Origin of the sequence: Polycladidibacter stylochi, assembly GCF_001562055.1 — a bacterium.
Taxonomy (GTDB): domain Bacteria; phylum Pseudomonadota; class Alphaproteobacteria; order Rhizobiales; family Stappiaceae; genus Pseudovibrio; species Pseudovibrio stylochi.
In genome coordinates, this window is record NZ_LLWE01000024.1 from 206,103 (window position 1) to 229,668 (window position 23,566).

The window sequence follows — 23,566 nt, forward strand, 5'->3', positions numbered from 1 at the left end:
AGCTACGCGGGGCTATAATGCTAGGGCATACTCTTGAAAAGTGGCTCCCGGTTTTCGGATAAGAATACGCGTCAAAATAATAGTTATCTATTATGGAGTTTACGGCTCCAGCTCCGTATCCCAATATAAAAAGTCCATCCAGCTCTCGTGTAAGTAGTTAGGCGGGAAATGACGACCATTATTGTGTAAATCATAGACACTAGGATTAAACGGCATTTGCCGCGGTCTCATACCCATTTCTTGCCAGGAACGATTGGACTTCTTCAAATTACATGGTGAACATGCCGTTATAACATTGTCCCAAGTCGTCTGCCCGCCCTTGGAACGCGGAATAAGATGATCGAAGGTTAAATCCTTCGGCGAACCGCAATATTGGCATTCAAATTTATCGCGCAAAAAAACATTAAATCGGGTGAAAGCCGGATTACGTTCTGCCTCTACATAGTTTTTTAACGCAACCACACTCGGCAACCGAAAATCAAAGCTGGGACTATGAACACTAACGTCATATTCCGAAACTATATTCACACGATCGAGAAACACAGCTTTCACGGTATCCTGCCACGACCAAAGCGAAAGCGGATAATAAGAAAGTGGTCTGTAGTCAGCATTCAGTACCAATGAAGGATAGGTACCAGCGGTAACTGCAACATTCACAACTTGCTCCTTGAATTCGTGAGTTGGTTAAAAACCTGAACTCGAAGCTCGTGAGCTGTTGCAATATACTAGGCAGCAAATGACAGCTATGTGAAGGCACAAGCGTATAACTGTGCGTTCTTGCAGTGTTAGTCTAAGCGAATCACTAAGCTAAATGATTGTTTTCTAGATATATCTTAAATCAAAAAAATCTGTGCAGAAGAGGCGGATACCTTGATTAGTATCCGCCCAATCTAAATTAGAAACTACGAATATCGACAAAATGGCCTGCTACTGCAGCCGCTGCTGCCATTGCAGGAGATACCAAGTGTGTACGCCCTTTAAACCCTTGGCGGCCTTCAAAGTTACGGTTCGAGGTTGAAGCGCAGCGCTCGCCCGGCTTCAACTTGTCCGCGTTCATTGCCAAGCACATAGAGCAACCCGGCTCACGCCATTCAAAACCAGCCTCAACAAAAACCTTATCAAGCCCTTCGGCTTCTGCCTGCGCTTTTACAAGACCGGAACCAGGTACGATCATAGCGCTGACGCTGTCAGCAACCTTTTTGCCTTTAACAACGCTCGCAGCAGCACGTAAGTCTTCAATGCGGCCATTTGTACAAGAACCAACAAAAACACGATCAATCTTGATATCGGTAATTTTTGTACCAGGCTCAAGCCCCATGTATTCCAAAGCACGTTCTTTAGAAACGCGGCGGGTTTCTTCTTCAATTTCGGCAGGATTTGGCACCACACCATCAATCGAAACAACATCTTCTGGAGAGGAGCCCCAAGTGACAATAGGTGGTAGAGAAGCCGCATCCAATACGATTTCCTTGTCAAACACTGCTTCTTCATCACTAAACAGGGTTTTCCAGTAGGCAACAGCAGCCTCCCAGTTTTCACCGGTTGGTGCTTTAGGCCGCCCGTCCATGTAGGCAAATGTTTTTTCATCTGGTGCAATCAAGCCCGCACGTGCACCTGCCTCAATGGACATGTTGCAAACGGTCATGCGCCCTTCAATGGACAATTCGCGAATGGCTTCACCAGCATATTCGATAACGTAACCAGTACCACCAGCAGTACCGATTTCACCAATGATTGCCAAAACTATGTCTTTCGCGGTTACACCCGCTGGCAACTTACCATTCACAGTAACACGCATGTTTTTGGCTTTACGCTGAATGAGAGTTTGTGTTGCCAAAACGTGCTCAACTTCGGAAGTACCAATACCGTGAGCCAGAGAACCAAAAGCACCATGAGTTGAAGTATGGCTATCACCACATACAATCGTCATGCCCGGCAATGTAAAGCCTTGCTCAGGACCAACAATATGTACCACACCTTGGCGATGATCCATTTCGGAATAATATTCAACGCCAAATTCAGCGGCATTATCAGCAAGTGTTTGAACCTGCAGCGCACTTTCAGGATCATCAATACCCTGACTACGATCGGTTGTCGGCACGTTATGGTCAACAACAGCCAAAGTGCGCTCAGGGTGGCGAACCTTACGCCCTGTCATGCGCAAGCCCTCAAATGCTTGTGGGCTGGTTACTTCATGCACAAGGTGACGGTCAATGTATAACAGGTTCGTACCATCTTCTTGGGTTGCAACCACATGGGCATCCCAGATTTTATCATAGAGTGTTTTGGCCTGCGACATGGCGCTTCTCCTGGAAACGATCTGACAGTACGCATTCTAGTTCGCGTTTATATCGCGCTCAAGAAGTGTCCAAACGGGCAGTAGTACGTGTGACGATCGATTTTTATGCGGTATCCCGCTTTGTTTAGAATTCAGGTGTGAAAAGCAAAAACCGCCCTTCACTTACCCTATTTCTTGAACCAGTTCTGCAAAAATCACAAGCCTTTCAAGTATTGAGTTTCTCTCAATGCGCCTCGTATTAGTCAAAACAACAAAAACCCCGCCACAAGTGACGGGGTTTTCAAAACCTTTAAAACAAAAACTATTCTTATTCAGAAGCAGCTTCGGCTTTCTTTTCAGCAGCTTTCGCAGCACGAGCTGCAGCAGCGTTTGCACGGTCAATTTCGTTAAGACGTTTCGCGCGTACGTTTGTTGCTTCAACAATACGTGCAGACTTACCGCGACGCTCACGCAAGTAGTAAAGTTTCGCACGGCGAACTTTACCGCGGCGAACAACTTCAACACCTTCAACCATTGGGCTGAAAATTGGGAATACACGTTCAACGCCTTCACCGTAAGAGATCTTACGAACAGTGAAGTTTTCGTTGATGCCGCCGCCAGAACGCGCAATACAAACGCCTTCATAAGCCTGTACACGGGTACGTGTACCTTCGGTCACACGAACTGAAACGCGAACAGTATCACCAGGAGAAAATTCAGGAAGCTTACGCTTCTCTTCAATACGCGCCATTTCTTCGGCGTTCAGCTGCTCAATGATATTCATGGCAGTTCTTCCATTCATAAACTTTTGGTCAGAGCGTCCACACCCGATCACAGCCGAACGGGACGAATTCACCAAGCCTTGGCAATATGCCGGGAAGTAGAGACCAAGGTTTGTAAAATCTGCTCTTAGCAGACCAACCCTAGACTCCGGTTGGCGGGTTATTAGCCCTTTTTCGGGAGAATGTCACCCAAAAATTCAACGAAAATCGTTATTTTTGCTTTTCCAGATAAGCCTGCCACAAATCAGGCCGCCGCTCTTGGGTGATACGTTTAGACTGTTCCAATCGCCATTCGTCAATCAAGCGGTGATTACCACCTGTCAAGACATCGGGAATCGTCCGCCCTTCAAATTCGGCGGGACGGGTATAATGGGGGTGCTCCAGCAAACCGGTTTCAAAACTCTCGGTTTCACCGCTTTCTTTATTACCCATAACACCGGGCAAAAGCCGCACCACACTATCGAGCAGGACTGTCGCAGCAACCTCGCCGCCCGAAAGGATATAATCGCCAATCGAAACTTCCTGAAGTTGCCGCGCTTCTATCACCCGCTCGTCTATACCCTCAAAACGACCACAAACAATAACAGCACCGGGTCCTTCAGCCAATTCACGGGCATAGGCTTGTGTCAGCGGTTTACCACGTGGGCTCATAAGCAACTTGGGGCGCTCATCATTGACAGGAGCCACATCATCGAGACACTTGGCAAGAATATCTGCACGTAGCACCATCCCCGCACCGCCACCTGATGGTGTATCATCAACAGAGCGGTGCCTGTCAGTGGCATAATCTCGCGGGTTATGGGCTTGAACAGACCAGTCACCACGCGCAAGGGCCTTACCAGAGAGAGCTTGACCTAAAACACCGGGAAACATATCGGGATAGAGCGTCAAAACGCTGGCTTTAAAGCCCATTATCTTCTCCTAGTAAAAATCTACACGCACTTAAATGTCAGCGTCTGGTTCGCGCTCACCTTCTTCAAGCATACCTTCGGGCATGACGATATGCACCAAACCGGCCTCAAGGTCCACGTTTGGTACCACTTCTTTAGTAAACGGCAAAAGAAGCGGGGCGCCAGATTTGGGAGAAATTTCAATCAAATCACCCGCACCGAAGTTCGGTAGGGCAAGTACAGTTCCAATCTCTATTCCATCGGCATCAATCGCTTTCAAGCCAATCAGATCGGAATGGTAGAATTCGTCGCTATCCTCGATTTCCGGCAGGCGGTCCCGAGGAATATAAAGCTTCACGCCATTCAGCGCTTCTGCCTCATTGCGTGTATTCACGCCTTCAAACTTGGTCACAACAACCGTTTTTTGAATACGCGCACGCTTGATCTTGAACTTACGGCTGCCGTCTTCTGTTTCCAGCTTACCGTAGTCGCAAAACGAGAGTGGGTCATCGCCAAACGGCTTAACCCGCACCTCGCCTTTGATGCCATGAGCGGCACCAATTTGGGCCAGAAGAATTTTATCACTCGCTGAGTGTGTCATAAAGCCCCCTCTGGCCCAATCAATTCTTATTCAGCAGAAGCTTCTGCTTCAGCAGCTGCTTTTGCTTCCGCTTCTGCAGCCAGTTTCTCGTCAAGACGCTCTTGAGCCTTCTTGCCAAGTTTCGCTTTGTTCGGGTTGTTGCGTGGCTCACGCTTCAACAGGCCAGCTGTATCCAGGAAGCGGTGTACGCGGTCGGTTGGCTTTGCACCATTGGAAAGCCAGTGCTTGATGCGCTCTTCGTTCAGTTCAACGCGGTTTTCAGCGTCTTTAGGAAGCATTGGGTTGTAACGGCCAACTACTTCGATGAAACGGCCATCACGTGGGGAACGTACGTCAGCAATAACGATACGGTAGAAAGGACGTTTCTTAGCACCACCACGGGCAAGACGGATTTTAACAGACATGTTTTTCTCCTAGAATTTTTAGTCTGCGCTGCGATTGGCAGCGATAGCTTCATGATGCCGAATGACTTCCTTCACAATGAAGTTCAGGAACTTCTCGGCAAAATCAGGATCGAGGTTGGCGTCAGTTGCCAAGCGGCGCAGACGTTCGATCTGAACTTTTTCCCGGTTGGGATCAGCCGGGGGTAGGCCGTGGGTTGCTTTTAACTCCCCTACAGCCTGTGTGCAGCGAAATCGTTCCGCCAGCATATGAACCAGTGCTGCATCGATATTATCGATGCTATTGCGTAATCCCCCCAGAACCTGCTGGGCTTTTGCTGTGCTGTCGATATCGCTCAATTACTTTTTCCCTTTACCTAAACCGGGTAATCCGGCGCCTCCCCCAAGTCCAGGTAGTTTGGGTGCCCCTGCACCACCTGGTAAACTGGTAAAGTCTTTTGGCAGCTCCATACCGCCTGGCAGTTGGCCACTTTTAGCCATTTGCTCCAGCGCTTTTGGGTCTATGTTTGGCATACCGCCGCCCATACCGGGCATTCCGCCCCCCATAGCGCCCATCATTTTACCAAGCATGCCTTTACCTTTGCCCTTACTCACAGCCTTCATCATATCGGCCATCTGTCGGTGCATTTTCAAAAGCTTGTTAACGTCCGCAACTTGCATACCGGAACCGGCTGCGATGCGTTTTTTACGGCTCGCTTTCAAAAGGTCAGGCTTGGCACGCTCTTTTTTGGTCATAGACTGGATAATCGCTACTTGCCGCTTAATGACATTGTCATCAAGGTTCGCTGCTTCCAGCTGTTTTTTCATTTTGCCAACGCCGGGTAACATGCCCATAAGGCCAGACATACCACCCATTTTTTCCATTTGCTTCAACTGCTCGGCAAGATCGTTAAGATCGAAATGACCTTTCTGCATCTTGCGTGCCATCTCGGCAGCTTTTTCGGCATCAATCGCTTCTGCGGCTTTTTCAACCAGCGAAACAATATCGCCCATACCCAAGATACGGTCAGCAATCCGTTTTGGGTGAAATTCTTCAAGTTCCTCGGCTTTTTCACCAGTACCAATCATTTTAATCGGTTTGCCGGTTACAGCACGCATGGAAAGCGCAGCACCACCGCGCCCGTCACCATCCATACGGGTGAGCATGATACCGGTGATACCAACACGCTCGTCAAAGTTCTTTGCCAGATTAACAGCATCCTGACCGGTTAAGGCATCAGCAACCAGCAAAATTTCATGCGGGTTAGCCGCCTTTTTGATGTCGGACATTTCCTGCATCAACGGCTCGTCAATATGCGTGCGGCCCGCTGTATCCAGCATCACAACATCATAACCGCCAAGCTTGGCAGCGGTCATTGCACGCTTAGCAATATCGACAGGATCTTGGCCTTCAACGATCGGCAGCGTATCAACTTCGTTTTGTTCACCAAGAACGCGCAGCTGCTCTTGCGCAGCCGGACGGCGTGTATCAAGAGAAGCCATCAAGACTTTCTTTTTGTCGCGCTTGGTCAGACGCAGACCAATTTTGCCCGTTGCAGTGGTTTTACCTGCACCTTGCAGACCCACCATCATCACACAAACCGGTGCCGGCGCATTCAAATCAATGCTCTGGCTTTCTTCGCCAAGCATTTCCACCAATTGATCGTGAACAATCTTAACAACCATCTGCCCGGGTTTAATGGATTTAACCACCTCGGCACCCACAGCGCGGTTGCGTACTTTATCGGTAAAGGAACGAACAATCGGCAATGCCACATCGGCCTCGATTAAAGCACGGCGAACTTCGCGTAGCGCTTCATTCACATCGGCTTCAGAAAGCGCGCCCCGTTTGGTGAGCTTATCTAAAATGCCGCCAAGGCGATCTGACAGGTTCTCGAACATAGCGTCCCTTTTAAATCTCTAAATTGCTGACACACAGATTATTAGCCACCGGCATGCCGCTCTCTATTTCACGATAAGATCACACGAGAGCGCCCGAATTTGCATGGCCTACCAACAGCTCATAGCAAAAAAGCACCCGAGGGCGCAACGCGCTGTCGGGTGTTGACCTCCGGGATCTCTTTATACCTATGCGGGTCCCAGTCAGTTACTCTTATGTCATCCAATCGTGGAATTGCCTTGCCTTTATAAGTAAAGCGACCAAAAGTCAACAAAAACTATAGCACCATTATATTCCCAGCACTCCGTTATTTCATTGTCTTCAGTAAATGATAACTATGAACTAGATGCTCTCAGATATATTTTAAATGGGTTGATAAGTGAGTTCCTATGAAAAAGCTTTTTCTGATTTTAGCTAGTGTCTCAGCCATTTACTTATATTTTGATCAACCACTAAGAACTAATGAACCTGCTTATTTAAAACCACCGCAAGTCACGGGCACCACAACACAATATCTAGCTCAAAGTGAAGCAAAGTTTTCAGATATTCGCAGCGGACTAGATAAACAGGTTATTTGGGCCGATGCGCCTGAGCAAAAAACCAATCTAGCCTTGGTTTATCTACATGGATTTAGCGCTAGCAAAGAAGAAATCAGACCCTACCCCGATTTGCTGGCAAAGCATTATCAGGCAAATTTGTTTTACCAACGTCTTTCAGGGCATGGACGTGGAGGCGCTGCAATGGGCAAGGCAACTGCTGAGCAGTGGATGCATGATACTTTGGAAGCTCTGGAAATCGGCAATCGTATCGGTAACAAAACAGTACTCATTGCCACATCTACCGGCGGAACACTGGCTGCATGGGCCGCGCTTACCGGAAAACTAAAGAAAAGCAATGTGGTGGCAATTGTTTTTGTCTCCCCCAACTTCGCTATCAAGGCTGCAGGCAGCTCTTTACTCACCCGCCCGATAACACGCGATGCCCTACCCTTTATTCTTGGTAGCAAAAGAAACACGGATACGAAACAATCACCTGAAAAGCAGCATGGTTGGACAATGAACTATCCCTTCTCTGCTGTTTTCCCCATGGCTGAACTGGTTGCCTATGTGCAAACACTAGCCTTTGAAAAAGCACAGGTCCCTGCCCTGTTTATATACTCTCCCCAAGACAAGACGGTCGATGCAGCCGCAACAGACCTCGCCTATGAAACTTGGGGAGCCGCCAAAGAGCGCATACTCGTGACAAACTCCTCCGACGAAAACAACCATCTCATTATGGGGAAAGTTTCGAGCCCGAATACAACCATTCCACTTTCAAAACGAACTATAGATTGGCTGGGTAAAATCTTGCAATAAACAGCTCTGCACTAACTGTAATCGCGCGCTCCGAAAATGGCAGAACCAACCCGTACATGGCTCGCCCCATGCTGTATAGCTATTGGGTAATCTGCTGACATACCCATGGAGAGTTTTTCAACACCGTTGCGCTTGGCAATTTTCTCTAGCAACGCAAAGTGCATGCCCGGCGCCTCATTAACAGGAGGAATACACATCAAACCTTCGATTGAAAGCCCCAGCTCATCGCGACACAACTGGATAAATGCATCAGTGTCTTGCGGAGCAATACCGGCCTTTTGCTCTTCTTCGCCAGTATTGACCTGAATATACAGCCTAACTTGTTTGCCCTGCTTATCCATTTCGCTTTTCAAAGAACGGGCTATTTTTTCACGGTCCACACTATGAATCACATCAAAAGTCGCTATAGCCTCTTTTGCTTTGTTTGATTGCAAAGGTCCAATCAGGTGAAGCTCTACATCGGTGTAATCCGAGCGTAACTCCGCCCATTTTTTCATAGCTTCCTGCACTTTGTTCTCGCCAAAAACACGTTGACCAGCTTCAAGCACAGGTCGAATATCTTCAACAGCAAATGTTTTCGACACTGCAATTAGGCAAACAGACCCGCTGGCACGTCCAGCTTCTTTTTCTGCCAAAGTAATTGCAGCTTTTACCTCATTAAGACACTCATTAGCTTTTGAAGACATATCACACTCCGCAAACATGTATTTCCCGTTCACATGCGCTTTGAAAATCGCGATTGCAAGCCCATTTTACTTTGGTTCCACCATATCTGTGCCAATTCTCAAGACTGATGGGAAAATTATCAAGCCCTACTTGGAAATTAATCGGTTCTTAGCTTGACCAACGAGGCAATTTCTGGTGACAGTCCTTACAAGAGATAGTGGCCCCTGTGGCCCGAATGAAAATAGTAAGAATGGCGAATTTTATGGCTACGGAGCGATACAACGCGCGCGAAACTGAAGCGCGCTGGCAAAAGGTTTGGAACGACAATAAAGTATTCACCTCGGACAACGATGATCCGCGGGAGAAATACTATGTGCTAGAAATGTTCCCCTATCCTTCTGGCCGCATCCACGTCGGCCACGTGCGCAATTATGCGATGGGTGATGTTGTAGCACGTTTCAAGCGCGCACTTGGCTATAATGTCCTCCACCCAATGGGTTGGGATGCATTCGGCATGCCCGCAGAAAATGCTGCAATGGAAAACGGTGGCCACCCGAAAACCTGGACCTATCAAAACATAGCCACCATGCGCGGCCAGTTACAATCCATGGGTCTCTCATTAGAGTGGGAACGTGAATTTGCTACCTGCGACGAGGATTACTACGCACAACAGCAACGCTTGTTCCTTGACTTCCTTAAAGCAGGTTTGATTTACCGTAAGAAGTCAAAAGTTAACTGGGATCCGGTTGACATGACCGTACTTGCCAACGAGCAAGTAATTGACGGTAAAGGTTGGCGTTCAGGTGCTACAGTTGAGCAAAAAGAACTGACACAATGGTTCTTTAAAATCTCCGAATTCTCCGAGGATCTTTTGGAGGGCTTGGAAACTCTTGATCGTTGGCCAGAAAAAGTACGCTTGATGCAGAAAAACTGGATCGGTCGTTCCGAGGGGCTCAAAGTACGCTTTGAGCTGGTAGAGGCTGCTCCAACCGGTGATACCGAGCTAGAAATCTTCACCACCCGACCAGATACCCTGTTCGGTGCTTCTTTTATGGGTTTGTCGCCAGATCATCCGATCACACAAAAACTGGCAGAAAACAACGCGGAACTGCAAGACTTTATTACCGAATGCCGCAAAATCGGCACTACCGAAGAAGCGATTGAAACCGCAGAAAAGCTAGGTTTCGATACTGGCTTGCGTGTGAAACACCCACTCGACCCTTCATGGGAATTACCGGTCTATGTCGCCAACTTCATTTTGATGGATTACGGCACAGGCGCGATTTTCGCGTGTCCCGCCCATGACCAACGAGATTTGGACTTTGCCCGTAAATACGGTTTACCAGTGAAAGCCGTTGTCCTTCCCGAGGGTGAAAACCCAGAAACATTCACTGTCGAAAACGAAGCCTATACAGGCGACGGTTCCATCTTTAATTCTGAATTCCTGACAGACTTATCTATTTCGGAAGCGAAACAATCCGTTTCCGATAAGCTTTCACAACAAGTTGCTAATGGTAAACCTCAAGGTGAGCGCGAGATCAATTACCGCCTGCGCGACTGGGGTATTTCCCGTCAGCGTTATTGGGGCTGTCCAATTCCTATCATCCACTGCGATGATTGTGGCGTCCAACATGCGCCGGTTGAAAGCCTGCCAATCAAACTGCCGGAAGATGTGAGTTTTGATCGTCCGGGCAATCCACTGGATCGTCACCCCACTTGGGGCAAAACCACATGTCCAAACTGTGGTAAGGAAGCCAAACGCGAAACAGATACCATGGATACCTTCGTCGATTCATCTTGGTATTTCGCACGCTTTACCGACCCGAAAAACACCAATCCAACAGACCCGAAAGCAGCCAACGCATGGTTGCCGGTAGATCAGTATATTGGTGGTGTTGAGCACGCGATTCTGCACTTGCTGTATTCGCGCTTCTTTACTCGCGCCATGCAGATTACCGGTCATTTGGACTTAAAAGAACCATTCAAGGGCCTGTTTACCCAAGGCATGGTAAACCACGAAACCTACAAGGCATCTTCTGATGGCCGCTGGGTTTCTCCTGCCGATATCAAAATTGAACAAACGGACACAGGCCGTACTGCAACGCTTTTGGACACGGGTGAACCGGTTATCATTGGCTCTATCGAGAAGATGTCCAAATCGAAAAAGAATGTGGTCGATCCAACCGATATCATCGACACCTACGGTGCCGATACCGCCCGCTGGTTTGTTCTTTCAGATAGCCCCCCAGAGCGCGATATTATCTGGACAGAAGAAGGTGTGCTCGGTGCTTGGCGTCATGTACAACGTGTTCACCGCATTATCGGTGAAGTGGCAGAAAAATCCAAGGCAACTACTAAGCCGGATAAGTTTAGTGATGAAGCAACTGCCTTGCGCCGCGCCTCTCATAAAACACTGTCTGCTATTACCAAAGACTTTGAAGGGCTTGGATTCAACCGGGCTGTAGCGCGCCTTTATGAATTCACCAATGTCATTTCTAAGGCCCTTCAGTCTGATCTCAACCAAGAGGATATTAGCTTTGCTCTGCGCGAAGCAGCAAACTTTATGCTGTTGCTTATGAGTCCAATTACTCCACACCTTGCGGAAGAGTGCTGGAACACATTGGGTAATGAGGGCATAATATCACAAGCTGCGTGGCCAACTTTAGAAGAAGACTTGCTTGTCGAGAACTCCATCACATTGCCAATCCAGATTAATGGCAAAAAGAAGGGTGAACTTAACATTGCAAGAGATGCCTCTAAAGAAGAAGTAGAAGCCGCAACTCTTGCTCACTCGAGTGTACAAAATGCTCTTGGTGGCAATGCACCACGTAAAATTATTGTTGTACCTCAAAGGATTGTGAATGTCGTTATCTAACAGATCTCGCTTTACTCCTAGCAGCGCCCGCCGGTTTATAACCGGCGGAGCCGCTGTTGTGTTTGGTGTGTTATCTTTAACCGCCTGCCAGTTCCGTCCGTTATATGGTGAGTTGCCAACAAGCAACCAAACCGGCAAAGCAACCGGAACGGTACAGCAAGAACTAGCTTCGGTAGATATTGCAATCTCAAGCTATGCCAGTGCCAGTGGTATCGATCGCGCCACACAGGTAATGAAAAACGAACTCACCTATGGTTTTCGGGGTGCTCACCCTTTAACCCATAAAAAGTACGACCTAAAAATTCAGGCTGATAAAATCATTAGTTCGGTAGGTGTACAAGCATTAGCTGATGTACCATCTGCTTACAGCCTTACCATAAATACAAGTTTTATCTTGGTTGATAGCCAGACAGAAAAAACATTGTATACAGGTCGCTCATTTGCAGAAGCCTCCTATGATTTCTCTTCGCAGCGCTTTGCTAATGAGCGTGCCGAAAGAAACGCTGAAGACAGAGCGGTTAAAGTTGTCGCAAAAGATATCCAAGTACGCCTGGCTTCCTATTTTGCCACACACGAGAAAGCCCAGGATTAATGGTTGCATTAAAACCAGTTGAGATAGAACGTTTTGTTTCGTCACCGCCACAAAATGTAAACTTGATACTGGTCTATGGTCCCGACACTGGTCTTGTAAGCGAACATTGTCAGAAGTTATTTTTATCTGTAAGTGACGATAATTCTGATCCGTTTACCAACATCAAGCTCGACGCCTCTGAAGTAACCAGCGATCCCAATCGCCTGATTGATGAAGCGCTCACCATACCGCTTTTTGGTGGGCGACGGTGTATTTGGGTAAAAGACAATAGCCCAAAAAACATATTTCCTGCTGTTGAGCCACTGATTAAAAATCCTGACTTTGAAGCTTTGGTCATTATTGAATCTGGCGACCTTAAAAAAACAAATCCACTCAGAAAAAAGATCGAAGCCAGTACGACTGCCTACGCTATTCCGTGCTACTCGGATGCGTCTAAAGACCTTGATCACTTGATTGATGAAGAAACCCAATCTATGGGTCTACAAATATCTCGTGAAGCGCGCATATCTCTACACGCCTTCCTGGGGGCTGATAGGATGGCCAGCCGTGGTGAAATCCGCAAATTATGCCTTTATGCCAAAGATGACAGTCGTATCGAACATCACCATATTGATGAAATCATCGGCGATGCCTCGGCATTTGCCATAGATGAACTCATAGATGCCGCCGCACTTGGATTAACCGACAAGCTAGACCACGGCCTGGAACGCTTGAAAGAAACCGGCATGGACGCCGGCGTCATCGCTAACAATGCGCTACGCCACTTCCAGTTCTTACATCTAGCACGCACTAATATCGATAGGGGCCAAACCCCTGATAGCGTCATCTCTAAAGCACGCCCGCCTATTTTTTGGAAACGTAAATCACTCGTTCAAAGACAACTCACTATTTGGAATAGTAGCAGACTGGAACGCGCATTAGTTAGGCTGGATGAAGCTGTAAAAGAGGCTCGCTTAAATGGCCCGATTATTGGTCGCTCAGTCGTCTCTCATACATTTTTGGCAATTGCACAAGTTGCAAAGCATGTAAGCGCAAAGTCCCACCATTAATTGACGCACTAAAGCAGTTTGCGGCTTCATAGTAGCAATCAAACTGCTTTAACCTATTCCATTCACGGCTATTCCTACCCGAAATCACTATCACTTTTCAGGAATACGCTCTAAGAAATTTGGATATAAAAAAAGGGGCTTAAGCCCCTTTCATAAGCAAATTTTATGTAGAAGATGCTAGTTTTGAATTCCTAATAATCGACAAACTTCGTCAAGCTGTTCAACACTGGTGTACTTAATCTTAAGCTCACCAACGCCTTTTTCTGCCTTATGAGCGATATTAACCTTTAAGCCCAAACCATCAGCTAAGCGTTTTTCAAGTGCCTTTGTATCAGCATCCTTTTCAGGCTTAGGCTGCGGTGGTTTCTTTTCAAGAATAGAAGGATCCTGGGCGATCTTCTCGACATCACGGACAGTTAATCCCTTCTCGACAATCAAATCAGCAATCGTCGCAGGGTCTTCAACCGTAATCAAAGCACGCGCGTGCCCTGCTGTAATCAATCCCTCTGCCAAATAGTCTTTAACTGAATTTGGAAGTTTTAAAAGCCGCAGAGTATTAGCAACATGAGAGCGACTTTTGCCAATAACCTTGGAAAGCTCAACTTGAGAATATGAGAACTCGCTAATCAGCTGCTCGTAGCCTAACGCCTCTTCAATCGGGTTTAAGTCTGCCCTTTGGACATTTTCAATAATCGCAAGTTCAAGCGCTTCCTGATCGGTCACATTACGCACAATAACAGGTGCTTCGTGTAAGCTGGCCCGCTGTGCTGCACGCCAACGCCGCTCACCAGCAATTATCTCAAAATGACCTGGCTTTCCCGGTGTTGGCCGCACTAGAATTGGCGAGACAATTCCCTTTTCTCGCACAGATTCGGTTAAGCTCTCCAAATCACTTTCAGTAAATGATTTACGCGGATTACGTGGATTAGGGCTTAAATACTCAATAGGTACTTTCTTGATATCGCGTGTCCGGTCAGGCGCAACCATCGGCTCAGCATTCACATCGCCTATCAAAGCGGCCAAACCACGCCCTAACCGCTTATTACCTTTGCCACCTTCTTCAGGTTTCGCCATATCAATCCACCACGTTGCTTATTATAAATTCAAATAGTACGTCTCTTTCGCTCAGCTCACTAAGCGGCAGCCATGCGCATATCACGTTCACGTTGAATAATCTCTGAGGCTAACCGTAAATATGCCTGTGATCCAGAACATTTTAAATCATAAAGCAATGCGGGCTTACCATAACTGGGAGCCTCCGATACACGAACGTTCCTAGGAATGACCGTTTCATATACTGCATCGCCCATAGTTTCTCGAACGTCTTGAACAACTTGAGTAGAAAGGTTGTTACGGCTGTCATACATGGTCAACACAATACCGTGTATGGATAGCTCAGGATTAAGCGTCTGCTTCACCTGTTCAACAGTACTCAAAAGCTGGCTCAAACCTTCAAGTGCAAAAAACTCGCACTGTAACGGCACCAAAATACTATGCGACGCTGCCAATGCATTAATGGTAAGTAGATTTAGAGAAGGCGGACAATCAACAAGGACATACGAGAAGCTCTCATTCGCATCGCCTTCTAAATACTCAACCAAACCATTTATGGCATTACGCATTCTATAAGTTCGATCTGGAGCAGATGATATTTCCAGCTCAACACCCAGCAAATCCATAGTCGACGGCGCAATCCATAATCTTGGTACAGCCGTTTCTTGTACAGCCTGCCCTAACGAGCAATCGCCGCACATAATATCGTAGGTCGAGAATTCACGCGCACGGCGATCAATACCTAAACCAGTAGAGGCATTGCCTTGCGGGTCCAAATCTATAATCAGAACACGCTCGCCAATAGCAGCCAGAGCAGTTCCAAGATTAATCGCCGTCGTTGTCTTGCCGACACCACCTTTTTGATTGGCAATGGTCAGGACACGCGGTGCTTGTGGTAGTAAACTCATCCGACAAACCCCTATTTGGTTGGTGCGCGCGCGCCCATTTTGGAAATAACTAGTACGCGGCTTAACGGGTCTATGAGGCTCTCTTTTTCTATCAGATCTAGCTCATAGAAGTGAGATGCTTCTTCAATCTCTCGCTGATAATCTTTACCTTTGTGGAAAACAGCGCGTGCACCCCTAGAAATAAACTGATGTGAAAAATCACAGAGCATCTTTAAATTCGCCAGAGCCCTAGCTGAAACTCCATCAATTGGCTCTTGCCAACCGGCAGTTACCTTTTCAATCCGTCCTGCATGTACTTTCACATTGCAACCTGTTTCACGTGCAACAGTACGCAAAAAAGCAACTTTCCGCTGATTGCTTTCAACCATATGAACAACTGCCTCTGGCTGATCGCGCAATAAAATTGCCGTTACCAAACCCGGAAAACCTGCCCCACTGCCAAAATCAATCCAAGACTTTGCCTCTGGTAGCGTCTGCTGAATCTGAATACAGTCAGCCACATGGCGAAGCCATATTTCACCCATAGTCGATGGTGCTATTAGGTTTTGCGCTGGTTGCCACTTCCGCACCAAATCAACGTATTTACTTAGCTCTGAAAATGTTTCACGTGAAACAGATGGGTATAATTTTTGGACAAATTTTAATTGTTCTTGATCGTTCATCATAATATCAGGCCCGTTCATTCAGCCGCTACCAAACCATTACGTCTTATATGTGCAAGCAATAGAGTTAACGCCGCCGGCGTAATGCCATCAATCCGCCCAGCTTGTCCTAAAGTTGCCGGTCTTACCGTTTCCAGTTTCTGGCAAATTTCATTAGAAAGACCAGAGAGAGACTTGTAGTCCAGATCGTGAGGTATCTTTAATTCCTCATCGCGTTTTAATGCTTCAATATCCGCTGCCTGACGCTGCAAATAAACAGCATACATTGCATCAACAGCAACCTGTTCTGCAATTTTCTCATCTATTTCTGTCAGCTCAGGGAAGATAGCAGACAATTGACCAAAACTGATATTTGGATACGACAGCAAATCAAAGACGGAGCGTTTAACACCATCTTGATTGATTGGCAGGCCGTGCTTACGGCCCTCATTAGGGGACAAGCGTAAAGACTGCATCAACTCTTTTGCTTCTATCAATGCCTTCTGCTTATCATCAAACGCCTGCTGACGTTCAGCGCCGACACAGCCCCATTTAATGCCAAGCGGCGTTAAGCGCTGGTCAGCATTATCGGCCCTCAACAACAAGCGATATTCGGCACGCGAGGTAAACATGCGATACGGCTCGCTGATCCCGCGTGTCACAAGATCATCAATCATAACGCCTATATAACCATCAGCCCGGCCCACAACAATTTCTTCACCACCGGCAACTTGAGCAGCTGCATTCAATCCGGCAACCAAACCTTGTGCACCAGCTTCTTCGTAACCGGTAGTTCCGTTAATTTGCCCAGCTAAGAACAAACCCTTTTGCTTTTTCAGCTCTAAAGTCGGCAGCAATTCTGTCGGGTCAATATGGTCGTATTCTATGGCATAAGCAGGCTTAAACACCTCGACTTTTTCAAGGCCGGGAATAGTCCGCAAAAATTCTATCTGAACATCTTCAGGCAAAGACGTCGAAATTCCATTAGGATAAACACTATCTGTATTCCGTCCCTCTGGCTCTAGAAAAACTTGGTGCCCGTCACGATCGCCAAACCGAACAATCTTGTCTTCAATAGAAGGACAATAGCGCGGCCCCCGCCCTTTAATCTCGCCAGAGTACATGGCCGAACGATGAATATTATCGCGAATAATCTGATGCGTTTCGGAAGTCGTCCGAGTGATGTAGCAAGAGACTTGATCTGTTGAGACAGCCTTGGACAAGTAAGAAAAAGGCTGCGGATCATCATCACCCGGCTGCTCAGCCAACTGCGACCAATCAATGGTACGGCCATCAAGTCGTGCTGGTGTGCCTGTCTTTAAGCGGCCCAAGCGCAAACCCAATTTTTCCAGCGTCTCAGATAATCCCAAAGCAGGTGCTTCGCCATCACGGCCTGCTGGTATTTTCTTCTCACCAATATGAATCAAACCGCGTAAAAAAGTTCCCGTAGTGAGCACCACAGCCTTCGCAGCTAACTCGCGCCCGTCAGACAAACGAACACCACAAATAACACCTTGCTCGAATATGAGGTCATCACCCTCCCCTTCCACAACATGAAGGTTTGGTATCGACTTGATCTCGCTTTGCATAGCATCACGATACAGTTCACGATCAGCCTGTGCCCGTGGACCTTGCACAGCAGGTCCCTTGCGGCGGTTCAACATTCTAAACTGGATTCCGCCAGCATCGGCCACACGGCCCATCAAACCGTCAAGCGCATCAATCTCTTTAACCAAATGCCCCTTACCCAAACCACCAATAGCAGGGTTACACGACATAACACCAACACTCGCAAATTGGTGTGTAAGTAATGCGGTTTTGGCCCCCATACGGGCAGCTGCAGCTGCAGCTTCACAACCAGCATGACCGCCACCAATTACGACCACATCAAAAGCAAGATTAATTCCAGACATAGAGGTCCTGTTTTCCACTCTCAAGCAACCAGCCATAACGCCTCTTCTTGAATAGAGCGTCGTTATGTTTTGCAAGTTATGGCTATGAATTGATTATTTTCGCTTACAGATACAGCAGTCTACGCATTTGGTCAAAGAAAACCAACGAGCCTGCTTTCAATAAAAAATAGAGGAGCGGCTCTCCCTCTCCCCTATTATCCAAATAACTCACAATGATTTGCACATTTCATAACATGGGCAACAAAAACGTTTCACGTGAAACACTCACTATTTTCCGATGCAAAAATCGCCGAAAATCACATCCAGCAAATCCTCAACATCAACACGGCCTGTGATGCGCCCAAGCTGATTGGCTGCTGCGCGTAGCTCTTCACTACGTAATTCGATTGGATATCCATCCATCGAAATCGCCCGCCTCAAATTCTCCAAACAACCATTCAAATAGTGACGATGTCGTTCGCGGGTAATAACTGGAGCCTCATTAAGCCCCATATTCTTTTCTGCAAACTCTGTTAGCTCGCACAGTAACCGATCCATGCCACCTTCAGCCTTTACGGAGCACTGTAAGGTGCGGACGGAATTCTCAGCAATAGCCTGTGGTGGATTACTATAACTCTTTTGCAAATCGACTTTTGTTTGCAATACCCATAATTCACCTGAGAACGCAGTCATCAACTCATGCTCAACACCCTCTGCCGATTGTGGCGCCTGTGTCCATAAAATCAAATCAGCCTGTTCGGCATGAGAAAGTGCTCGGCGTATCCCCTCTTGCTCAACAATACCGGCCTGTTCCCGCAGCCCAGCAGTATCTAGCAGAGTTACCGGATACCCTCCTAAATCAAGATGAACCTCTAAAACGTCACGAGTGGTCCCAGCCTCTGGCGTTACAATTGCCACGTCGCGATTAGCCAAATGATTCATTAAACTGGACTTACCAGCATTAGGAGATCCTAACAAAACCACTTGCAAGCCCGAACGTAATCGCTCCCCTCGCCTGGAATCTTTCAGGTGACTATCTATTTGCTGCTTGATGATATCAAGCTCTTGCCAAACCTGCTCGGCAACAGAATCTGGCACATCATCTTCATCCGAAAAATCCAGCTCAGCTTCAATCATGGCACGAGAATGGATTAGCGCCTTGCGCCAACTCTCGTACAACTCGCCCAATGCTCCTTGCATTTGACGTTGAGCTTGGCGACGCTGCGCTTCTGTCTCAGCGTCAATGAGATCAGCCAGCCCTTCAACCTCTGTCAGGTCTAACTTGTTGTTATGGAAGGCCCGACGCGTGAATTCACCTTGTTCTGCAGGACGACTATTGGGGAATTGGCCCAAAACATCCAAAAGGGCTGCAACGACTGCACGTCCACCATGACAGTGAATTTCTACCGTATCTTCACCGGTAAAGCTTTTAGGTCCTTCAAACCACAACACCAAAGCATGATCGATAACGCTATTATCTCGTGGGTCGTATATTTTTTTCAATGCAGATTCACGAGAAACAGGAAACCGCCCCTTAATTAGTTGCCGCAGTATCTCCCCTGCCTGAGTGCCAGAAATTCTAATAACAGCCACACCCGCAGGTAAGCTGCCGCTAGAAAGAGCATAAATAGTTTCTTGGGTGCTCACGTTAGGCATAGAGTATCTCGCTTCAATAGTCCGTATCGACACACTTATTTTGCGCAACAATAGCCGGAAGATGATTCACGTGAAACACTTAGAAATTCATTTCTTCAGAAAACGCACACTCAAATAGCCCTTAGCATGTATTAACTGAAGCAATATTCAACATATAAAATTTTAAGTAAATTATATCACTAGCTAGTCCATGAGGATGTATTTAATCGATACAAAACTTGCTCTGCCAAAGGGTGATCCTTTTCCACTAAGGGGTGTAAAAAGTCATCCTCTTGGTTATAACTCATGCCAAGTTTACTCATCACACGTTGCGATTTTAAGTTTCCTTTGGCTGTTAATGCAACAATTTCATCTAACTCTAACTCATTAAATCCATAGCCAAGCCATGCCTTCGCTGCTTCAACAGCTATCCCCTGCCCCCAACAAGAGCGTTTCAATCGCCAGCCAATTTCTACACAGGGCCCAAAATGCAACTCATCTTGATAATGCGGAATATTAAGCCCAACAAATCCATAGGGCTCTCCACTTACCTTGTCTTCAACCATTTCAAAGCAAAAACCATTGAGCTGTGCACGGGCAATCATACGCTCCATCATAACTTTAGTTTCGTCCTTTGTCATAACAGAAGGAAAAAACTCCATCACAGCTGGATCACTACACATCTCAAAAAAACAATCTAAGTCACGACCTTCAATGGCACGTAACTTCAAACGCTCGGTTTCTAAAACAGGAACTCGCAATTTCATATAAACTCCTACAAAAAAAACCCCGGTAGTCACCTACCGAGGTCTAAATGTTAGATAATCAAAACAATCACTGCAAGGTGTAAACCTTTAAGTGTTCATTGTATCGAAAAACTCGTCATTCGATTTTGTCTGACGCAACTTATCGAGCAAGAACTCTGCGGCATCCACAGTACCCATCGGGTTGAGGATACGACGAAGCACAAAGGTCTTCTTAAGCTTGTCAGCAGGTACCAGCAGTTCTTCCTTACGTGTACCGGAACGTTGAATATCAACGGCAGGGAACACACGCTTGTCAGAAATCTTGCGGTCCAGAATAATTTCGGAGTTACCAGTACCTTTAAATTCTTCAAAGATAACTTCGTCCATGCGGCTACCGGTATCAATCAGTGCTGTTGCAATGATTGTCAAGGAACCGCCCTCTTCAATGTTACGAGCAGCACCAAAGAAGCGCTTAGGACGCTGGAGCGCATTCGCATCCACACCACCGGTCAAAACTTTACCAGAGGAAGGTACAACGGTGTTGTAGGCTCTGCCCAAGCGGGTAATACTATCAAGCAGAATAACGACATCTCGGCCATGCTCAACAAGGCGCTTGGCCTTCTCGATAACCATTTCGGCCACTTGAACGTGGCGGGTTGCTGGCTCATCAAATGTTGAAGAAACAACTTCACCATTAACCGTACGCTGCATATCTGTCACTTCTTCCGGCCGCTCATCAATCAGCAGCACGATCAGATAGCACTCAGGGTGATTGGTCGTAATCGATTTGGCAATATTTTGTAGGAAAACGGTTTTACCGGTGCGTGGCGGCGCTGTAATCAAAGCGCGCTGGCCTTTACCAAGTGGTGCAACCAGATCAATGATACGCGGGGAAATATCCTTGGAAGTATTATTCTCTATTTCAAGATTAAAGCGTTCATTAGGATATAAAGGTGTCAGGTTATCGAAATGAACCTTGTGACGGGCTTTTTCAGGATCTTCAAAATTAATCTTGTTGACTTTGAGAAGAGCGAAATAGCGTTCACCTTCTTTTGGACTACGAATTTGTCCTTCAACAGTATCACCGGTACGCAAAGAAAAGCGGCGGATTTGCGAAGGTGAAACGTAAATATCGTCTGGCCCAGGAAGGTAGTTGGCATCTGGAGAACGCAAGAATGCAAAACCATCTTGCAATACCTCGACGACGCCTTCGCCGATAATTTCGATATCTTGTTCTGCAAGACGTTTCAAAATAGCAAACATAAGTTCTTGTTTGCGCATTGTGCTTGCGTTTTCTACCTCATGCTCTTCAGCAAAAGCGAGCAGTTCGGTAGGGGTTTTGGATTTGAGGGCGCTGAGCTTCATCGAACGCATTTGTGCATCAGATGGCTCTACAGGCTCTATACTTGGATGTGTTTCACTCAAGGCTAAGAGAACTCAATTTTGTTTGGAGAAGTTGCAGCTACAATAAACATTCGTGTGTTGCACCTGTAAAGTGCATAGCCAATATTTATTGATCACTACAGGATGTGAAGTTGGCGAGAACATACAGGCTGCAAACCCATATGGCAAGAGTCAATCCGCAATATATTTCGATGAAAACTAGCAGTAATCACTAATTAGTGAATATGATTAGGGTTTAAAAATCACATAATAGACAATTCCTAGCATTAACAAAGTTGGTAATTCATTTATAATCCTGTAATATTTCTCACTCTTTTTATTGTTATCCTGCGCAAATTGCTTCAAGTGAGCTGCGAGTAATCCGTGAAAGCCACTCAGTATTAAAACTAGGGATAATTTCATTAAAAACCAAAAGTCAGTAAAAACATCCAATTCATAGGCTGTCCAAAGACCAAAAATCCAGGATGAGATCATGGCAGGATTCATTATCGCTTTCATTAAGCGACGTTCCATGACCTTGAATGTCTCACTTTTATCGCTGCCGATCTCGGCTGTTACATGATAGACGAAAAGTCGGGGCAAATAAAACAAGCCTGCCATCCAGGCTATAACCGAAATGATATGTAAATATTTCACCCAGCTATAAATATCCATCGCCCCGTCTCCTAAATAATTAAAGCTTGCCTTTAACCCTTGCTACCATTTGCGCCACATGCTCAGGTGGTGTTTGTGGTACAACCCCGTGACCCAAGTTGAAAATATGCGGGCCGTTTTCAAAGGTCTTCAAAGCATAATCAATACCTTCATCCAGCGCTTTACCACCGGCTACCAACCGCATTGGATCTATATTGCCTTGTACAGGTACCATTTCCTGAATTTTAACAGCAATTTCAGCAGGCACAGTCCAGTCAAGCCCAACCGCATCCACACCAGTTAGTTTAACATAGTTAACAAGTCGTGATGATGAAGCCTTTGGGAAGCCAATTATTTTCGCTTCTGGACGAAGTTTTTTAACACCGGAAACAATCTGTCTTGTTGGCTCGATACACCAACGCTGGAAACCAAGATCATCCAGTACGCCTGCCCATGTATCGAAAATCTGTACAGCATCAGCACCAGCATCAAGCTGGTCAACCAGATACGTGATTGATGCTGTTACCAGCTCATCAATAAACGCCTGCAATAAATCCGGGTTCTGGAAAGAGCCAATTCGCGCTGCTGTTTGTTCCTGTGTTGTATGTCCGGCGACAGAATAGCAAGCAACGGTCCACGGAGCCCCGCAGAAGCCAAGCAAAGTGGTTTCAGTAGGTAACTGCGCTCTTAAGCGACCAACGGTTTCTAAAACTGGTTTCAAATGATCTTTAATTCGAGCCTGATCAAGCTTCTCGATTATTTCACGTGAAAGGGGATCGAGGACTGGTCCCTTCCCTTCTTCAAAGCGAACCGGATATCCCAATGCATCTGGCACAACAAAAATGTCTGAAAACAAAATGGATGCATCAAAGCCATAACGGCGTATCGGTTGCAGTGTTACCTCAGTTGCTAAATCTGGATTATAGCAAAAATCAAGAAAGTTTGGCGCTTTAGCTCGCTCAGCTCGATATTCGGGTAGATAGCGTCCTGCCTGACGCATCATCCAAATTGGCGGTCTTTCTAGTTTTTCGCCAGATAAGACTCTCATAACAGCACGTTGGTTCGATTGCATGATGCGTTTCTCTTTCACAGTTCTTCTAAAATAAAGAATCCCCTTTAGGGGTATTTGTTTTTTCTATTAGGCAGTGGATTACAAGGATCATTGAGAACACACAATCTACCCAAAGAAAAACTCATATGGGATAAACTCATTAACCATTTGGTAACGATCCATCAACAGCTGTATATAACATTACAAAAGTAATGAATATTCAACGGCCTAATTA

22 protein-coding genes are annotated in these 23,566 nt (G+C 46.6%); 4 read left to right on the forward strand and 18 right to left on the reverse strand.

Translation table 11 applies throughout. From position 1 onward, the window contains the following. Positions 1–99: 99 nt before the first annotated feature. The 8 genes from AYK67_RS07405 to ffh all read right to left on the reverse strand — a co-directional run bounded on the left by AYK67_RS07405 (position 100) and on the right by ffh (position 6,833). The gene (locus AYK67_RS07405) at positions 100–657 is read right to left on the reverse strand and encodes an HNH endonuclease (protein WP_068084396.1); all 558 of its coding nucleotides are present in this window, start codon (positions 655–657) and stop codon (positions 100–102) included. Between the two features lie 238 nt (positions 658–895). After that, positions 896–2,299 carry a 3-isopropylmalate dehydratase large subunit gene (gene leuC, locus AYK67_RS07410; protein ID WP_068084399.1) on the reverse strand — a complete coding sequence of 468 codons (1,404 nt, stop codon included), beginning with the start codon at positions 2,297–2,299 and terminating at the stop codon, positions 896–898. 307 nt (positions 2,300–2,606) lie between these two features. Then, a complete protein-coding gene (rplS, locus tag AYK67_RS07415; RefSeq protein WP_068084402.1) occupies positions 2,607–3,062 on the reverse strand; it encodes a 50S ribosomal protein L19 in 456 nt (151 codons plus the stop codon). Positions 3,063–3,270: 208 nt separating this feature from the next. Next, positions 3,271–3,972, reverse strand: coding sequence for a tRNA (guanosine(37)-N1)-methyltransferase TrmD (trmD, locus tag AYK67_RS07420; RefSeq protein WP_068084405.1), 702 nt, complete (start codon positions 3,970–3,972; stop codon positions 3,271–3,273). A gap of 30 nt (positions 3,973–4,002) precedes the next feature. After that, the gene (gene rimM, locus AYK67_RS07425) at positions 4,003–4,551 is read right to left on the reverse strand and encodes a ribosome maturation factor RimM (protein ID WP_068084408.1); all 549 of its coding nucleotides are present in this window, start codon (positions 4,549–4,551) and stop codon (positions 4,003–4,005) included. Positions 4,552–4,577: 26 nt separating this feature from the next. Continuing rightward, positions 4,578–4,955, reverse strand: a complete 378-nt coding sequence (gene rpsP / locus AYK67_RS07430) for a 30S ribosomal protein S16 (protein ID WP_068084411.1) — start codon at positions 4,953–4,955, stop codon at positions 4,578–4,580. A gap of 18 nt (positions 4,956–4,973) precedes the next feature. Beyond that, on the reverse strand, positions 4,974–5,291 hold the full coding sequence (locus tag AYK67_RS07435; RefSeq protein ID WP_068084413.1) for a chorismate mutase: 318 nt from the start codon (positions 5,289–5,291) through the stop codon (positions 4,974–4,976). Beyond that, entirely contained in the window at positions 5,292–6,833 is a 1,542-nt protein-coding gene (gene ffh, locus AYK67_RS07440) for a signal recognition particle protein (RefSeq protein WP_068084417.1), read from the reverse strand. A gap of 387 nt (positions 6,834–7,220) precedes the next feature. Between ffh and AYK67_RS07445 the strand changes: the two genes are divergently transcribed. After that, positions 7,221–8,186 carry an alpha/beta hydrolase gene (locus AYK67_RS07445; RefSeq protein ID WP_068084420.1) on the forward strand — a complete coding sequence of 322 codons (966 nt, stop codon included), beginning with the start codon at positions 7,221–7,223 and terminating at the stop codon, positions 8,184–8,186. Positions 8,187–8,197: 11 nt separating this feature from the next. On the opposite strand, the gene AYK67_RS07450 is transcribed toward AYK67_RS07445, so the two are convergent. After that, a complete protein-coding gene (locus AYK67_RS07450) occupies positions 8,198–8,872 on the reverse strand; it encodes a YggS family pyridoxal phosphate-dependent enzyme (protein WP_068084423.1) in 675 nt (224 codons plus the stop codon). A 242-nt stretch (positions 8,873–9,114) separates the two neighbouring features. Between AYK67_RS07450 and leuS the strand changes: the two genes are divergently transcribed. From leuS to holA, 3 genes are read left to right on the forward strand one after another with little or no spacing between them, the layout of a single operon-like run. Beyond that, positions 9,115–11,727, forward strand: a complete 2,613-nt coding sequence (leuS, locus tag AYK67_RS07455) for a leucine--tRNA ligase (protein WP_068085304.1) — start codon at positions 9,115–9,117, stop codon at positions 11,725–11,727. Then, positions 11,714–12,319, forward strand: a complete 606-nt coding sequence (lptE, locus tag AYK67_RS07460; protein ID WP_068084425.1) for an LPS assembly lipoprotein LptE — start codon at positions 11,714–11,716, stop codon at positions 12,317–12,319. The genes leuS and lptE overlap by 14 nt, the downstream gene beginning before the upstream one ends. Further along, positions 12,319–13,368, forward strand: a complete 1,050-nt coding sequence (gene holA / locus AYK67_RS07465) for a DNA polymerase III subunit delta (protein ID WP_068084427.1) — start codon at positions 12,319–12,321, stop codon at positions 13,366–13,368. The genes lptE and holA overlap by 1 nt, the downstream gene beginning before the upstream one ends. A gap of 177 nt (positions 13,369–13,545) precedes the next feature. Here holA and AYK67_RS07470 read toward each other — a convergent pair whose 3' ends face one another. From AYK67_RS07470 to hemE, 9 genes are all read right to left on the reverse strand, one after another. Beyond that, positions 13,546–14,442, reverse strand: coding sequence for a ParB/RepB/Spo0J family partition protein (locus AYK67_RS07470; protein ID WP_068084430.1), 897 nt, complete (start codon positions 14,440–14,442; stop codon positions 13,546–13,548). Positions 14,443–14,501: 59 nt separating this feature from the next. Then, complete coding sequence (locus AYK67_RS07475; protein WP_068084432.1) at positions 14,502–15,329, reverse strand: ParA family protein; 828 nt, start codon at positions 15,327–15,329, stop codon at positions 14,502–14,504. Between the two features lie 11 nt (positions 15,330–15,340). Continuing rightward, the gene (gene rsmG / locus AYK67_RS07480; protein ID WP_068084435.1) at positions 15,341–16,012 is read right to left on the reverse strand and encodes a 16S rRNA (guanine(527)-N(7))-methyltransferase RsmG; all 672 of its coding nucleotides are present in this window, start codon (positions 16,010–16,012) and stop codon (positions 15,341–15,343) included. Continuing rightward, positions 16,009–17,883, reverse strand: a complete 1,875-nt coding sequence (mnmG, locus tag AYK67_RS07485) for a tRNA uridine-5-carboxymethylaminomethyl(34) synthesis enzyme MnmG (RefSeq protein WP_068084438.1) — start codon at positions 17,881–17,883, stop codon at positions 16,009–16,011. The genes rsmG and mnmG overlap by 4 nt, the downstream gene beginning before the upstream one ends. Before the next feature lie 267 nt (positions 17,884–18,150). Beyond that, positions 18,151–19,518, reverse strand: coding sequence for a tRNA uridine-5-carboxymethylaminomethyl(34) synthesis GTPase MnmE (gene mnmE / locus AYK67_RS07490; protein ID WP_068084441.1), 1,368 nt, complete (start codon positions 19,516–19,518; stop codon positions 18,151–18,153). Positions 19,519–19,697: 179 nt separating this feature from the next. Further along, a complete protein-coding gene (locus tag AYK67_RS07495; protein ID WP_068084444.1) occupies positions 19,698–20,264 on the reverse strand; it encodes a GNAT family N-acetyltransferase in 567 nt (188 codons plus the stop codon). 87 nt (positions 20,265–20,351) lie between these two features. Then, positions 20,352–21,617 carry a transcription termination factor Rho gene (rho, locus tag AYK67_RS07500; RefSeq protein ID WP_068085307.1) on the reverse strand — a complete coding sequence of 422 codons (1,266 nt, stop codon included), beginning with the start codon at positions 21,615–21,617 and terminating at the stop codon, positions 20,352–20,354. 258 nt (positions 21,618–21,875) lie between these two features. Further along, a complete protein-coding gene (hemJ, locus tag AYK67_RS07505) occupies positions 21,876–22,301 on the reverse strand; it encodes a protoporphyrinogen oxidase HemJ (RefSeq protein ID WP_068084447.1) in 426 nt (141 codons plus the stop codon). A 19-nt stretch (positions 22,302–22,320) separates the two neighbouring features. Beyond that, a complete protein-coding gene (gene hemE, locus AYK67_RS07510) occupies positions 22,321–23,352 on the reverse strand; it encodes a uroporphyrinogen decarboxylase (protein WP_082735700.1) in 1,032 nt (343 codons plus the stop codon). Positions 23,353–23,566 lie beyond the last annotated feature (214 nt).